Origin of the sequence: Mesorhizobium sp. B263B2A (assembly GCF_020165775.1) — a bacterium.
Classification (GTDB): domain Bacteria; phylum Pseudomonadota; class Alphaproteobacteria; order Rhizobiales; family Rhizobiaceae; genus Mesorhizobium; species Mesorhizobium opportunistum.
Genome location: NZ_JAIUIU010000041.1, coordinates 24,193 through 38,714 on the forward strand (window position 1 = coordinate 24,193; position 14,522 = coordinate 38,714).

At 63.6% G+C, this 14,522-nt stretch carries 13 protein-coding genes; 6 read left to right on the forward strand and 7 right to left on the reverse strand.

The window, feature by feature from the left end; genetic code table 11:
- Positions 1-224: 224 nt before the first annotated feature.
- From LB568_RS31925 to LB568_RS31935, 3 genes are read right to left on the reverse strand one after another with little or no spacing between them, the layout of a single operon-like run.
- On the reverse strand, positions 225-1,715 hold the full coding sequence (locus LB568_RS31925) for a hypothetical protein (RefSeq protein WP_224732273.1): 1,491 nt from the start codon (positions 1,713-1,715) through the stop codon (positions 225-227).
- Positions 1,712-2,167 carry a GtrA family protein gene (locus LB568_RS31930; protein WP_013897253.1) on the reverse strand — a complete coding sequence of 152 codons (456 nt, stop codon included), beginning with the start codon at positions 2,165-2,167 and terminating at the stop codon, positions 1,712-1,714. The genes LB568_RS31925 and LB568_RS31930 overlap by 4 nt, the downstream gene beginning before the upstream one ends.
- A gap of 29 nt (positions 2,168-2,196) precedes the next feature.
- Positions 2,197-3,225 (reverse strand): glycosyltransferase family 2 protein, encoded by a 1,029-nt coding sequence (locus LB568_RS31935; protein WP_412033941.1) that lies wholly within the window; start codon positions 3,223-3,225, stop codon positions 2,197-2,199.
- Positions 3,226-3,454: 229 nt separating this feature from the next.
- Here LB568_RS31935 and LB568_RS31940 point away from each other — a divergent pair, with 229 nt between their 5' ends.
- The gene (locus LB568_RS31940) at positions 3,455-3,718 is read left to right on the forward strand and encodes a DUF6460 domain-containing protein (protein ID WP_140572436.1); all 264 of its coding nucleotides are present in this window, start codon (positions 3,455-3,457) and stop codon (positions 3,716-3,718) included.
- 20 nt (positions 3,719-3,738) lie between these two features.
- On the opposite strand, the gene LB568_RS31945 is transcribed toward LB568_RS31940, so the two are convergent.
- Positions 3,739-4,635: a histone deacetylase gene (locus LB568_RS31945; protein ID WP_224732274.1), complete on the reverse strand. Its 897-nt coding sequence runs from the start codon at positions 4,633-4,635 to the stop codon at positions 3,739-3,741.
- A 131-nt stretch (positions 4,636-4,766) separates the two neighbouring features.
- On the opposite strand from LB568_RS31945, the gene LB568_RS31950 reads away from it, so the two are divergent.
- Positions 4,767-6,107, forward strand: coding sequence for an MATE family efflux transporter (locus LB568_RS31950; protein WP_224732275.1), 1,341 nt, complete (start codon positions 4,767-4,769; stop codon positions 6,105-6,107).
- On the opposite strand, the gene LB568_RS31955 is transcribed toward LB568_RS31950, so the two are convergent.
- Positions 6,100-7,179 carry a quinone-dependent dihydroorotate dehydrogenase gene (locus LB568_RS31955; RefSeq protein ID WP_224732276.1) on the reverse strand — a complete coding sequence of 360 codons (1,080 nt, stop codon included), beginning with the start codon at positions 7,177-7,179 and terminating at the stop codon, positions 6,100-6,102. The two genes, LB568_RS31950 and LB568_RS31955, sit on opposite strands and share 8 nt — an antisense overlap.
- Entirely contained in the window at positions 7,176-7,526 is a 351-nt protein-coding gene (locus LB568_RS31960; RefSeq protein WP_224732277.1) for a DUF952 domain-containing protein, read from the reverse strand. The genes LB568_RS31955 and LB568_RS31960 overlap by 4 nt, the downstream gene beginning before the upstream one ends.
- A gap of 163 nt (positions 7,527-7,689) precedes the next feature.
- On the opposite strand from LB568_RS31960, the gene LB568_RS31965 reads away from it, so the two are divergent.
- Positions 7,690-8,124, forward strand: coding sequence for a hypothetical protein (locus LB568_RS31965; protein WP_023768334.1), 435 nt, complete (start codon positions 7,690-7,692; stop codon positions 8,122-8,124).
- Between the two features lie 127 nt (positions 8,125-8,251).
- Positions 8,252-8,911, forward strand: coding sequence for a response regulator transcription factor (locus tag LB568_RS31970; protein ID WP_224732278.1), 660 nt, complete (start codon positions 8,252-8,254; stop codon positions 8,909-8,911).
- Position 8,912: 1 nt separating this feature from the next.
- Here LB568_RS31970 and LB568_RS31975 read toward each other — a convergent pair whose 3' ends face one another.
- Positions 8,913-12,404 (reverse strand): NahK/ErcS family hybrid sensor histidine kinase/response regulator, encoded by a 3,492-nt coding sequence (locus LB568_RS31975; protein WP_224732279.1) that lies wholly within the window; start codon positions 12,402-12,404, stop codon positions 8,913-8,915.
- A gap of 251 nt (positions 12,405-12,655) precedes the next feature.
- Between LB568_RS31975 and mscL the strand changes: the two genes are divergently transcribed.
- Positions 12,656-13,078, forward strand: a complete 423-nt coding sequence (gene mscL, locus LB568_RS31980; RefSeq protein ID WP_013897243.1) for a large conductance mechanosensitive channel protein MscL — start codon at positions 12,656-12,658, stop codon at positions 13,076-13,078.
- A gap of 105 nt (positions 13,079-13,183) precedes the next feature.
- Positions 13,184-14,350: a pyridoxal phosphate-dependent aminotransferase gene (locus LB568_RS31985; protein WP_224732280.1), complete on the forward strand. Its 1,167-nt coding sequence runs from the start codon at positions 13,184-13,186 to the stop codon at positions 14,348-14,350.
- The last annotated feature ends 172 nt before the right edge of the window (positions 14,351-14,522 follow it).

Below are 14,522 nucleotides of genomic sequence, written 5' to 3' on the forward strand. Positions count from 1 at the left end.
GGATGATGGGGTCGGCGGTGTTGGCTTGCCGCAGCTTGCTGCATCGCTCATGCGGCGACGTCCTGATATTGCGAAAAATGCCGGTTTGCTGGTCGCACAGATCTACCCTCTGTCGCGCAACTTTGCTGCACTGCAACATCGGTGTCAAGGCAAACCGGTGTTCGATTGATGAAGCCGATTGGCGCAGGCGTTGAAAGATCGGCGTTGAAAAATCGCTGCAAAAATCAGGCGCCGGGCAGGTAGATCACGGCATAGTCGTCCGCATAGGCCCGCTTCCAGCCCAATTCCGCGAAGAACGGGATGCGGGTATCGTCGGCTGTAAGCAGCGCCCAGCCAACAGCGTATTTTTTCAGCTGGGCCTCGAGCAGCGGCCTTCCGTCGCTCTTGCCCGTCGCTTCATCGGTTTTCGTGAACCCGCCCAGGAACAGCTGGTCCGTCCTGCCGTCGATATAGGTCTTGATGTCATGGAAAATCAGCGTGCCGCCGAAATTGTAGGAGTTCAGCACATTGCCTGTGAGGTGGTGATCCCCGGCGAATGCCAGGGCGCCGCTGGCCGATGTCTTCGGACTCGGTGCGACCTGATAGACGCTGCCGAGGATCAAGACCGCGCCGACCAGCAAGACAGCCATGGTCCCGCAGAGCACATGGAATCGGCTGGCGAAGAGCTTTTCCAGCCCGTCACGTTTTTCCGCCAACCAGGTCGTGGTTGAGAGCGATGGATACTGCCGCGCGACCTCGACCGCAATCACCAGGGGAATCAACAGGAAGGGCAGATACACAAATCGCATATGGCTGAGATAGACATGCAAGGCGAAGACGATGAACAACGCCTTGGCCCAGCCGATCCGGAGCCTCGATACCAAAAGCCCGAAAAGCGCCAGCAGCATCACCGCTTCCTGGAAGATGTGCTCCTGGGCATTGAATGGGCGCCACTCCAGGATGAGCGGCACCGCCTCGTTGCCATAGGCGACGGTGAACGTGGCCAGGATGGCCTTCACCCCATAGGGATGCATCAGGCTGACCAGTGGGCAGAGCAGTCCGAACGCAACCCATTTTGCCAGAAGCGCCGGCTTCGACAGGCCGATCCGTGACAGCAGCTCCAGTCCGGCGAATCCAGCGATGACGAAGCTCAGGGTGAAGGTGGCGTGCAGGTTCGCCCACAAGACGACAAGCACGAGCAGCCACAGGGGCGGGGCTTTCTCTTCATGCGCGGCGCGAAACAGCATTGCCGTCCAGACGACGATGATCGGCAAGGTGAAGACATGCGGGCGCGCCGTATAGATCGGAGCGACCAGGAAAGCGGCCGCGAAGGCCAGCGCTATCGCCAGGATCGGCTTCAGCCAGGCGCTGAGGAACCATCCCATCAGGAAGACCGTCAGGCCGACGGTGGCGATGATCAGCGTGACGACGCCATTCCAGCCGCCCGCACCGTAGGCAAGGGCCAGAAGCACCTGCCCCAGCCATTCCTTGGCGATCCAGGGCTGGCTGGCGAACGTATAGGAATAGGGGTCGACGGTTGGAAACGTCCGGTTTGCCAGGAAGTCCAGCCCGACCTTCACTTGCCACCAATTGTCGGGATCCTGCAGGATCGCGCCGGCGAAGGCGGTGAGCACATAGGCCACGACGCAAGCGCAGAGAAGGCAGAATATCAGCCTGATGCGTTGCGCGTCCCCAAGTGACGGCGTCGCCGTCACGATCGCAGTGGCCTGTGTCATGTCGCAACTCCAGGCCATTTCGCGTTCGTTGCGGCCACGGCATCATCCGCGCCGCCGACGAAGACGAAACGGGACGAGCCGAGATAGAAGATGACGGTGTAGAGGCAGTTTCCAGCCAGATGGACGAACGGGTTTTCGATGATGCCGGCGGACATTGCGGCGATCACTATGCCCAGATTGGCGCTATAGGCGACAATGAAGGTGATCGCGTATCGAACGGCTGTGCCGGGGCGAAAGCCGCCGGCGGCTGTGAATGTCCATCGGCGATTGAGGAAAAAGCCGAGGGTGAGGCCTGCTGCGTAGCCTGCCGCGTTGGAGACGATGTCGCCCAGCCCCAGCCACAGCCCGGCCAGGATGAGCGTGTATCCAAGCGCCGTGTTGAGCAGCCCGACGGCGCCAAAGCGCAGCATCCGCGAGAAATCAGACGGAAGAGCCGACCGCATCCTGTCCATGCCGTTCCCGTTGCATCCGGTCGACCTTCTCAACCACGCGCGGCCCTTTTCGCCATCTCCTGCAGGCGGTGGACGGGCAGGTCGCTGTCCTTGGCTGGCTGGTCGCGCGAAACGATTTCGTTGACGAAGTAGAGCGGCCGCCGCTTGGTCTCCATATACATGCGGCCGAGATACTCGCCGAATATGCCGAGCACCAGAAGCTGCACACTGCCCATGATCAGCATGATCGCGGCAAGGCTCGTCCAGCCGGGCACCACGTTGCCCCTGGACCATTCGAACAGCGTATAGCCGAGCACGACCAGCCCGAGCACGCCGAACATCATGCCCAGCAGCGAGGCGAACCGCAAAGGCACGATCGAAAAGCTGGTCATCGCGTCGACCGCCAGAAGAACCATCTTCTTCAGCGGATAGTGGGTGGTGCCGGCAAAGCGCCGGTGCCTTTCATAGGGGAAGGCGACCTGCCTCAGCCCGATCCAGCTCACCATGCCGCGAATGAACCTGTAGCGCTCGGGCATCGCGTTCAAATGGTCCACCGCGCGGCGGCTCATCAGCCGGAAGTCTCCGGAATCCTGCGCGATCTCGACATCGACCATCCGGCCCAGCAAGCGATAGAACATCGAGGCGGAAGCCAGCTTGAACCAGCTCTCGCCGTCGCGCTTCACCCTCTGGCCGTAGACGACGTCGAAGCCTTCATCCATCTTCGCCATCATGGCGCCGAGCAGTTCGGGCGGATCCTGGAGGTCGGCGTCCAGAATGAGGATGCGCTCGCCGCGGCAGAATTCCAGCCCGGCGCTGAGCGCGATCTGATGGCCGTAATTGCGGGCAAGGTCGATGGCGACCACATGGTCGTCCTTTTCGGCCAGTTCGAAAATGGCCTCGCGGGTGCCGTCGGTCGCCCCGTCGATGATAAGCACGATCTCGTAGGAATGGCTTTGCCCGAGGCATGCGGCACTGACGCGTCGATGAAGCTCCGCCACGCCGTCGCGCTCATTGTAGCATGGCACCACGACCGACAGCATGACTGTGCGGTGCGCGCCGATTTTTCCTGTTCCCGCCAAAGCCTGGCTCCCGCTCTTGGAACGGCAATAGCGGCAATTGGTTAGAAAACAGATAAGTCACAGGCCAATGGATGGGTTGTCGGCCGGTCACCGGGTTCGGCGCCGCCAACGGTCACGGTTCAACGCGGCAGGTTCTGCCGTGCAGACCGCGCCGGCTTGATGGATGACCGCCAAGCACGTATCTCTGGACAGTGCCTGTGAGTCTGGGCATCTCAATCGGGAGACGGCCTTGTCCGCACTGACGCGTTTTCTCGGCGACTCGCCGTTCAGGGTGATCCTGAAGCTGCTGGTGGTCTCGTTCCTCGTCGGCCTTGTCATGAATGCCTTCGGCTGGTCGCCGATGGATGTCTTCTATGGCATCCAGAAGTTCTTCATGGATATCTGGAACCTGGGCTTCCGCGCCATCGACCGCTTCCTTGGCTATATCCTGCTCGGCGCCGCGATCGTCGTTCCGGCCTTCATCCTGCTCAGGATCGCCAACTACCGGAAGTAGGCCGTGCTCGAAAAAGTTCGTCAGGCATAACCCGAGGCGGCCTCGAACAGGATGGCGTGGCGCGCGGCAAGTGCCGGCACATCCGTGGAATAACCGCCGCCGATGACACCGCAGACGGGGATGCCGTTTGCGCGAAAATGGCCGATCACCATCTCGTCGCGGCTGCGCAGGCCGTTGTCGGAAAGCGCCAGCCTGCCAAGCCGGTCCTGCGCATGGACGTCGACGCCGGCATTGTAGAAAACGATGTCCCAATGCCGCTTGGCCGACAATTCCGGCAAGATCGCGGCGAGCCTTTCGAGATAGGCTGCATCGCCGGTGCCGTCGGGCAGCGCGACATCGAGGTCGGAGGCGATCTTGCGAACCGGGTAGTTGCGGTCGCCATGCATTGAAAATGTGAACGCGCGTGGTTCATCGCCCAGAATGTCCGCCGTCCCGTCGCCCTGATGCACGTCGAGATCGATGACAAGGATGTTGTGCGCGGCGCCCTCCGCGAGCAGCATCAGCGCGGCAACGGCGACATCGTTGAAGGTGCAGAAGCCGGCACCTTGCGCGCGCCGCGCATGATGGCTGCCGCCGGCGGTGTTGCAGGCGATGCCGTGGCGCAAGGCGAGCCGAGCCGCCAGTATAGTGCCGCCCGTTGCAAGCTGCGCGCGACGTGAAACTCGCGGGCCGATCGGAAAGCCGATCTCACGCTCGATTTTTTCCGGCACAAAACAGCCGATGACTTGATCGACATAATCGGCCGCATGGGCAAGCTTCAGCCATGATGCCGACGCGGGCTCCGCCGTGTTGAGCGCGCCGGCCAGGCCGCGTGCGCGCAAGGCTTCCATCAGCAGCGGATACTTGCTCATCGGAAAGCGGTGGTTGACGGCGAAACCGGCGTCGTAGTCGGGATGGTGGACGATCTGCAGGGGCATGGACTGGGTCCGGCGGGCTCGCGCCAGACCGGGATTTCGGTTGGCCGTCGCGGCAAGGGTGATTGCGCGGTGGCAGGAAAATGGGGCACATCGGACGCTCGATCAAGCCGCAATCAGCAAGGCAGCAATCCTTGGACAAGGGCGCGACCACAGCCGACGCGAGACCTTTCGTCGTCACCAACCGTTCCGTGCTCGCCATCGCGGTGCCGATGACGCTTGCCTATCTGACGACCCCGATGCTCGGCCTGGTCGATACGGCCGTGATCGGCCAGTTCGGCGATGCCGCCTTGCTCGGCGGCCTGGCGGCGGGCGCGCTGGTCTTCGACGTCGTCTTCACCAGCTTCAATTTCCTGCGCTCCGGCACCACCGGCCTCGTCGCCCAGGCTTTCGGGCGTGGCGACGCGCTCGAGGAACAGGCGGTGTTCTGGCGCGCGGTGCTGATCGCGGTCGTCGCCGGCATCGTACTGGCGGCACTTTCGCCGTTGATCGCCGTCGGCGGCCAGTGGTTCATGGATGCCGGACCGCGCGTCAGCGAGGCGATGGGCGTCTATATCAGGATCAGGCTGCTCGCCGCGCCCTTCTCGTTGATCAACTATGCCATCCTTGGCTATGTGCTGGGACGCGGCGAGGGCGGGCTTGGGCTGGTGCTGCAACTGGTGCTTAACGGCATCAACATCGCGCTCTGCTTCCTGCTCGGACTGAAACTTGGCTGGGGCGTCGCCGGCGTCGCCTGGGCGACCGTCAGTGGCGAATTCCTGGCCATGCTGCTCGGTCTGGCCATCGTTATCAGGCGGTTCCGGACGGCGCCGCCCTTGCCGCGCCATCGCCTGCTCGACATATCCGCCTTCCTGCGCATGATGTCGCTCAACCGCGATATCATGATCCGCTCGTTCTCGCTGCTTGCCGCCTTCGCGCTGTTCACGCGCCAGGGCGCGCAGTTCGGCACCGTGACGCTGGCCGCCAATGCGGTCTTGATGAATTTCTTCCTCGTCGCCGGCTATTTCCTCGACGGTTTCGCCACCGCCGCCGAACAGCTCGCCGGCCGCGCCGTCGGTGCACGCGCGGAGCAGCCTTTCCGTCAGGCCGTGCGGCTGACGCTGTTCTGGGGTTTCGGGCTGGCCGGGGCCGCGACGCTGGTGCTTCTGTTGGCCGGCGCCGATCTGGTCGCCGTCGTCACGACATCGCAGGAGGTCCGCTCCGTGGCCGATATCTACCTGCCCTGGGCGGCCTTCACCGCGCTGAGCGGCGTGCTGGCGTTCCAGATGGACGGCGTCTTCATCGGCGCCACCTGGTCGCGCGACATGCGCAACATGATGCTCTTGTCGTTCCTGGCTTTCGCCGCCGCGCTGCTGACCTTGGCGCCGGCCTTCGGCAATCACGGCCTATGGGCGGCGCTGCACGTGTTCCTTTTGGCACGCGGCTTCAGCCTGCTGATGATTCTGCAACTGCGAATGCGCACGGCGTTCAGCTGAGTGGCTTCGACGCCCACCGATCGAGATTGCTGTCGCGCAATTCACGGATCGACTTGAGCCGCCCTTTTTCCATGAAGCTTGCCATCCCTGCAATAATGCGGGCCGGCAGCGCAGGACCGGCATAGATCATGCTGGTGTAGAGCTGGACGAGATCGGCACCCGCGCGGATTTTCTCCAGTGCGGCGTCCGTAGTATCGACGCCGCCAACGCCTATGATGGTCCTCTCGGGGCCGAGCAGCCGGCGCATTTTCGCCAGCACGATGGTCGAGCGTTCGAACAGCGGCTTGCCCGACAGCCCACCCGTCTCGCGCGCAACGTCGCCGCTGCGCAAGGCCGGTCGCGAAATGGTTGTGTTGGAGACGATGACGCCGTCGATCCGCTTCTCGGTCACCTCCGCGGCGATGTCCTCCAGTTCGGCCTCGACCAGGTCCGGCGCGATCTTCAGGAAGACCGGCGGCTGTGCGGACGCCGCGGCGCGTGCGGCCATGACCCGCGACAGCAGTTCGCCGAGCTGTTCGCGCGCCTGCATGTTGCGCAGACCCGGCGTGTTGGGCGAGGAGATGTTGACGGTGAGATAGCTGGCATAGGGCGCAAAGCGGGCGACGCCGCGCTCATAATCGCCGATGCGGTCGGCGGTGTCCTTATTGGCGCCGATGTTGACCCCGACGATGCCGCCACGTCCCTTGCGGGCGGCGAGGCGTTTTTCGGCAGCCGCATGACCTTCATTGTTGAAGCCCAGACGGTTGATCACCGCTTCGTCACCCGTCAGCCGGAAGATGCGCGGCTTCGGGTTGCCGGCCTGCGGCAGCGGCGTGACCGTGCCGACCTCGGCAAAGCCGAAACCGAGGCCAAGCAGCGCATCGGGCACCTCGGCGTTCTTGTCATAGCCGGCCGCCATGCCGAGCGGGTTCGGGAAATCGAGACCGCAGAGGCTGACCTTCAAGCGGACGTCGCGTACGGTTCGCGCGCCAACTGGCAGGCCGCAGCGCAACGCCGCGATCGACAGGCCATGCGCTGTTTCCGGATCGAAGGTGAACAGCAGCTTCTGGCCGAGCCGGTCGAGCACGCTCATTGCCCCTCCAGCGGCGGGAATTGGTGGGTGCCGTCGGCGCCGAGCGGCAATGGCTCGACCCACTTGACCGCTTTCAGGTCCAGCACGCCGTAAAGATGCGGGAACAGCGCGCCGCCGCGCGAGACTTCGTATTTCAGGGCATCGCCCAGGCTGGCGTCGTCGATGGCGACCAGCAGAAGATCCGTCTGGCCGGAAAAATGTTTTGCCGCTGTTTCCCTGACCTGCGACGCCGTGGAGAAGTGGATGAAGCCGTCGGCGACATCGATCGCGGCACCAGTGAAGCGGCCATTGGTTTCGGCCTCGCGCCACGCCGCTTCCGGGGTTATCTTGTAGATAAACTGAGACATGGTTGCGCTATAGAGCAATTCCAGGACAAGTGTGAAACGGTTTTCCGTCCGGAATTGCGTCAAAACGAGTCCGAACCAGCCGTGCGGGAAAGGCCACGCCAAGGGTCTTCCCCATTTCCGGCGCAAAGATACGATATTTCAGGCTTTGGCCATGGAGGACAACATGCGTCTGCAGCACATCTTGATCCCCGCCGCGCTCGTTTCGCTGGTCGCGGCTTCGGCATATTCGGAAGAAACCGACCGCTACCGGCTGGAAAAGTCGGCCACCGGCTATATCCGCATGGACACCCAGACCGGCGCGATGTCGATCTGCGAGGAACGCTCCGGGCAGCTCGTCTGCAAGATGGCGGCCGACGAGCGCGCCGCGTTCCAGGACGAGGTCGACCGCTTGCAGACCTCGATGAAGGCGATGGACGAGCGCGTCACCAAGCTGGAAAATTCGCTCTCCGCCCGGCTCGAATCGAAGCTGCCGAGCGAGGAGGAATTCAACAAGACGATGAGCTACATGGAGCGCTTCCTGCGCGGCTTCATGGGCATCGTCAAGGATATGGATAAGGACAAGGGTGACGGCGCCCAGCTCAACTCGCAGAAGACCTGAGCGCTATAGACAAGGGAAAACGCGGCGCGCTGGCTTTGCCGCTTGAAAACAGCGCGCCGCCCCTCATAATCGTCCAACTTGCCCCGGAAAAAGCTTAAAAAATCATCGGGGATTCGGGGAGGGACATTTGCCGTCAGGCTATTCTTTCGTCATCGCCGACGATCATCCGCTGTTTCGCGGCGCGCTGCGCGAGGCGCTCGCCGGCATCGGCAATGTCGCCGCCATCCACGAGGCCGGCGACTTCGAAAGCGCCAAGGCGCTGGTCGTGGCCAATGAGGACGTCGATCTGGTGCTGCTGGACCTGTCGATGCCGGGCGCCAGCGGTCTCTCCGGCCTGGTTTCGCTGCGCGGCGTCCATCCGTCGGTGCCGCTGGTCGTGGTCTCGGCGCATGATGACCCGGCGACGATCAGGCGCGCGCTCGATCTCGGTGCTTCCGGCTTCATCTCCAAATCGGCCAGCATGGAGGAGATCCGCAATGCGGTGCAGTCGGTGCTTGCCGGCGACATCGCGGCACCCGTCGGCATCGATCTCGGCGTCGAGCGCGATCCCGAAATCTCGGACCTGATCAAGCGGCTGCAGGCGCTGACGCCGCAGCAGACCCGGGTGCTCGGCATGCTGGCGGAAGGCCTGCTCAACAAGCAGATCGCCTATGAACTCGGCGTCTCCGAGGCGACCATCAAGGCGCATGTCTCGGCCATCCTGCAGAAGCTCGGCGTCGACAGCCGCACCCAGGCGGTGATTCTGCTATCCAAGATCGGCGGCGACCCGCTGCAGCCGACGAACTGACCTATTCCGCCGCCGAGGCCAGCGGCCTGACCCTGGCCATCATCGAACGCAGCACGGCGGGCTTCAGCGGCTTGTTGATCACCGGGATCTCGAGCTCGCTCGCGGCCGCCCGCACCTCGTTGGAGCGGTCGGCCGTGACCAATACGGCTGGCAGGTCGCTGCCATGAGTTGCCCGCAGCCTGGCGATGATGTCGAGGCCGGTTTCACCGTCGAGATGGTAGTCGGCAAGCACGATGTCCGGGCGGCGGATCGCGGCGGTCTCCAGATCGCGTGAGCCGGATACCGTCTCGACATGGCACCCCCAGCCTTCGAGCAGCAGCCGCATGCCTTCGAGGATGCGGGCATCATTGTCGATGCAAAGCACATGCAATCCCGCCAGCGAAGCCGCCGCCCGGGCAGGGCCTCTGGTCTTTTCGATCTCGCGTCGCGGCTCCTGCATGGCAGCGACCGGCAAGACAACGGAAAAGCGCGTGCCTTTGCCCGGATGGGAGAAGATGCGGATTTCGAGCCTGAGCACCCGGGCGATGCGGTCGACGATGGAGAGGCCGAGGCCGAGGCCCTCGGCCTCTCGCGCACCCTCGTCCAGTCGCGTGAATTCGCGAAAGACCGTGTTCAGCTTGTCACCGGCAATGCCGATGCCGGTGTCGATCACCTGGATCTCCGCCAGTTCGCCGCGCCGCCGCACGCCGACCAGGATGCGGCCGTGGCGGGTATATTTGATGGCGTTCGAGACGAGATTCTGGATCAGGCGGCGCAACAGATTGCGGTCCGTCACCACCGTCAGCGACGATGGCATGATCGTCAGACCGAGCTTCTTTTCCGCGGCAAGCGGCCGGAAGTCGTTGCCGATCTGGCTCAGCAGTCCGTCGAGGGTGAAGGCGCTGTCATCCGGCTTCATCGCGCCGGCATCGAGGCGCGAGATGTCGAGCACGGCGCCCAGGATCGTCTCGACCGATTCCAGCGAGGATTCGATGTTGACCGCCGCCTTTCCGGCCGGCCCCTTGCCGGCCTTCTCGATCAGCGAGGAGCAATAGAGCCGGGCGGCGTTCAGCGGCTGCAGGATGTCGTGGCCGGCGGCGGCGAGGAAGCGCGTCTTGCCGAGATTGGCCTCCTCGGCCAGCATTTGCGCCTGCGCCAGCTCCTCATTGACCCTGGTCAGTTCGATGGTGCGGGTCTTGACGCGCTGCTCCAGCGATTCATTGGCGCGTTTCAGCGCCAGATCCTGTTCGACGCGCCCGGAAATGTCGGCATAGGTGGCGACGATGCCGCCATCCGGCATCGGGTTGGACCGCAGTTCCAGGATGCGGCCGCTGGTCTTCAATTCCATCTGCCACGGGCTGACGAAACTGGTCAGCCGGTTGAGCATCGTCACCCGCTGGTCGGCAGGAATGTCGCCGCGTTCGGCGAGATGGCGCAGGATCTGGTCGAGCGAGACGCCGACCTGGCCCATGTCGTCGGGCAGGTCGAAGAGCGCCCTGTACTGGCGGTTCCAGCAGATCAGCCTGAAATCGCGGTCGAAGACGGTGATGCCTTGCTCCATCTGGTCGAGCGCGATCTGCAACAGGTCGCGGTTGTGCTGCAGCGCCTCGGTGGCGTCGTCGAGCAGGCGGAAGGCATCGCTGGATTCGCGGTCGTGGCGCCGGAACAGTAGCGACAGGATCAGCCGCGCCGAGGAGGAACCGACAGCACTTGCCAGCAGTTGCTCGGAGAAGCGGATGACGTCCATACTCGCCTGCTCCTTGCCGAGCAGCGTGGTGCCGTTGGTCTTCTCGAATGATTGGAAGGAGCGTTCGGTGCGCTCGACGCCGAGGTAACGCCCGATCGTATCCTTGAGGTCGTTGACGGTGATGGCGGTGCGGAAGCGGCGCAGGCTCGGCATCGGGCCGGCATCCCTCGGCACGAAGATCGATGCCTGGATGCGCTCCAGCGGCACCGAGGCGCGCGACAGCGAGCCAAGCACGAAGAACAGCGTGTTGATCGACAGGCTCCACAACACGCCGTGGTTCAGTGGTTCGGCCACCGTGCCGAACAGAGCCTGTGGCCGCAGCGCCTCGAAGCCGAACAGCCCGTGCACGACCATGTCGGTATCGGGCGCGACAAGCGAGGGCAAAAGCAGCGTGTAGCCCCACACGAGGATGCCCGCGACCATGCCGAGCGCGGCACCCCTGCCGTTGGCGCCGCGCCAGATCAGGCCGCCGACCAGCGCCGGCGCGAACTGCGCGATGGCCGCGAACGACATCAGGCCGATCGATGACAGTCGTGCACTGTTGGTGCTCTCGCGGTAGTAGAGGAAAGCGATGAACAACAGGATGAAGATCGCCCCGCGCCGCACATTGAGGATCAGCGTCGACCAGTCCTCGTTCTCCGAGGTCGAGGTCTTGAGCAGGCGCCGCACGAACAGCGGGATGACGAGATCGTTGGAGATCATGATCGACAGCGCCACGCTTTCGACGATCACCATGGCCGTTGCCGCCGAGAGGCCGCCGATGAAGGCTGTCATAGCGAGCACGTCATGGCCGCTGAACAGGGGCAGCGACAAGACGTAGAGATCGCTGCTGGTGCCGGTGCCGACCAGCGACAGGCCGGCAAAGGCGATCGGCAGCACGAACAGGTTGATCGCCACGAGGTAGAGCGGGAACACCCAGGTCGCGGTGCGCAGTTCGGCCTCGCCGCGGTTCTCGACGATCGTGACGTAGAACTGCCGTGGCAACAGGATGATGGCAAAGCCGCTCAAGCCCGTCAGCACCAGCCAGGTGGCGAGCGAAGTGTTGTAGCCCATCGCCTGATGCACCTGCCCATTCTCAGCCAGCTTGGCGAACATGTCGCCCGGTCCGCTGAAGATCAGGAAGGTGACCATCAGGCCGATCGCCAGGAAGGCGGCAAGCTTGACCACGGTCTCGACCGCCACCGCCAGCACCAGCCCGTCCTGGTGCTCGGTGGCGTCGGCGTGTCGGGTGCCGAACAGCACCGCGAACAGCGCCAAGAGCATGGCGACGACCAGCGAGATGTCGCTGACGAACGGATCGAAGGAGGGCGGCGATCCCGTATAGTGCTCGACCATCAGGCTGACAGAGCCGGAGATCGCCTTCAGCTGCAGCGCGATGTAGGGCACCGCGCCAATTGTCGCGATCAGCGTGGCGATCGCGGCGACGGTGAAGCTTTTGCCGTAGCGGGCGCCAAGGAAGTCGGCGATCGAGGTGATCTTCTCGGTCTTGGCCAGCCGCACGATGCGGTTGAGCAGCGGGAAGCCGAACACGAACACCAGCACCGGGCCGGTATAGATGCCGAGGAATTCGAGGCCGCGCTCGGATGAGAGCCCGACCGAGCCGAAGAAGGTCCAGGAGGTGCAGTAAATGGCAAGGCTGAGCGCATAGATGAAGGGCCGCGCGCGTCCGGGTCCGGAGACGGCCGAGCGGCGGTCGCCCAGGCTGGCGATGGCGAACAGCAGCGTCACATAGGCGATCGCGATGATGACGATGAACAAGCCCTGCACGCCTGGAATTTCCTCCCTTGCCGCCTTTTTATCCGGCTTGTGCGAACGCAATCACAGCTTGGCGCCGGAGTCCATTGCGGCTTTGGCAGCATGATCGCGGCTACGAACCGAGCCCGGGCGCTACCCAAGGAGAAAGCGGTTGCTTTCCCCTTTTTGCCCATGTTGCAACTCCAGGTTTTTGTTATGTTGCCTTCAGGTCGATGCCGCAAGGACGGAGCGGCAACGCGGCCGGTCATGACAAGGAGGGTCGAATGCTGAAAGAATTCCAGGAATTCATTTCCAAGGGTAACGTGATGGACTTGGCCGTCGGCGTCATCATCGGCGCTGCGTTTGGCAAGATCGTCGATTCCCTTGTCAACGACATCATCATGCCGATCGTCGGTGCGATTTTCGGCGGCCTGGACTTCAACAACTATTTCTTTGGATTGTCCTCTGCCGTGAACGCCACCTCGCTGGCCGACGCCAAGAAACAGGGTGCGGTCTTTGCCTATGGCAGCTTCATCACGGTGGTGCTGAACTTCCTTATCCTCGCCTTCATCATCTTCCTCATGGTCAAGGCGGTGAACAATCTGCGCAGGCGGCTCGAGGCCGAGAAGCCTGCGGCCCCCGCCGCGCCGCCACCCGCCGATGTTGTGTTGCTGACCGAAATCCGCGATCTGCTCGCCAAGCGATAGCGTAGCCAACCGTTGCTGGACCAAAACCCCGGCCGTTCGCGGCCGGGGTTTTCTGTTCGAGCATCTGGTAAAGAGCGGCAACTCTAATCGAAAACGGATTTGTCCATGAGCCTGATCGACAGCTTTCGCGCCGAAGCCCGTGCCGCACCTGAGAGCGGCATTGTCGCCGTCGTCAATTACGGCCGCCTGCGTGAGGGGCTGATCCCGCTCTGGGCCGGCGAGGGCGACCTGCCGACACCGGCCTTCATCACCGATGCCGCGTCGAAGGCGCTGGCCGGCGGCGAGACGTTCTACACCTGGCAGAGGGGCATTCCCGACCTCAGGCAGGCGCTGGCCCGCTACTACGCCAGGCATTTCGCCAAGACCTTCCCGGAGGAACAGTTCATCGTCACCGGATCCGGCATGCATGCCATCCAGATGTCCCTTACCGCTCTTGCCGGCGCCGGCGATGAGGTGATCTATCTGTCGCCGGCCTGGCCGAATTTCGACGCCGCCGCCGCCCTGTCGGGCGCCGTTCCGGTGGCGGTCACGCTCGATCATTCCGGCAATGGCTGGTCCTGCGACGTCGAGAAGATCGCCGCGGCGATCACCCCGCGCACCAAGGCGCTGTTCATCAACACGCCGTCGAACCCGACCGGCTGGACCGCCGATCACGAAACCTTGCGGGCGATCCTCGATCTCGCCCGCGCCAAGAACGTGTGGATCATCGCCGACGAGATCTATTCGCTGTTCCACTATGGCCATGGCCGCGCGCCGTCCTTCCTCGACATCGCCACGGCGGAAGACCGCATCCTGTTCGTCAACTCTTTTTCCAAGAACTGGGCGATGACCGGCTGGCGCGTCGGCTGGATCAAGACGCATCCGAGCCTGCAGCAGGTGTTCGAGAACCTGATCCAGTATTCGAATTCCGGCGTCGCCCAGTTCATGCAGCGCGGCGCGGTCGCAGCTCTCGACGAGGGAGATGGTTTCGTCGCCGAACAGGTGGAGCGGGCGAGGAAGGCGCGCGACTTGGTCTGCGGCATTCTCGGCGCCACCGGCCGCGCCCGGTTTACCGTGCCGCAAGGCGCCTTCTACCTGTTCTTCACCGTCGACGGCATCACCGATTCCCGCACCGCTGCCTTCGATATCGTCGACAAGGCCAATGTCGGCCTGGCTCCGGGAACCGCCTTCGGTCCCGGCGGCGAAGCCTTCCTCAGGCTGTGCTTCCACCGCCGCCTCGACCAGATCGAGGAGGCCGCGCACCGGCTGGCGAAGTGGATGGGAACTGTCTGACCAAGCGGTGAAGCCCGAACTGAAGTCGCTCTGGTGCCTCAGATCCCGCCGGAGTTGAGTTTCAAACGGGCTTTCAGCCGCCTGACTTGGGCACCAGCAGCGGAACGATCCGGTCGCTCTTGGCGACAGAAGGCCGGCCGGCGGAACCATAGGGAATGCCCAGCGCATCCCA

Bases quoted from the DNA above. Each gene is read 5' to 3' on its own strand.
- LB568_RS31925 (WP_224732273.1), bottom strand. From the start codon at position 1,715: ATGACACAGGCCACTGCGATCGTGACGGCGACGCCGTCACTTGGGGAC.
- LB568_RS31955 (WP_224732276.1), bottom strand. From the start codon at position 7,179: ATGAGCGTGCTCGACCGGCTCGGCCAGAAGCTGCTGTTCACCTTCGAT.
- LB568_RS31965 (WP_023768334.1), top strand. From the start codon at position 7,690: ATGCGTCTGCAGCACATCTTGATCCCCGCCGCGCTCGTTTCGCTGGTC.
- LB568_RS31945 (WP_224732274.1), bottom strand. From the start codon at position 4,635: ATGCCCCTGCAGATCGTCCACCATCCCGACTACGACGCCGGTTTCGCC.
- LB568_RS31960 (WP_224732277.1), bottom strand. From the start codon at position 7,526: ATGTCTCAGTTTATCTACAAGATAACCCCGGAAGCGGCGTGGCGCGAG.
- mscL (WP_013897243.1), top strand. From the start codon at position 12,656: ATGCTGAAAGAATTCCAGGAATTCATTTCCAAGGGTAACGTGATGGAC.
- LB568_RS31985 (WP_224732280.1), top strand. From the start codon at position 13,184: ATGAGCCTGATCGACAGCTTTCGCGCCGAAGCCCGTGCCGCACCTGAG.
- LB568_RS31930 (WP_013897253.1), bottom strand. From the start codon at position 2,167: ATGGACAGGATGCGGTCGGCTCTTCCGTCTGATTTCTCGCGGATGCTG.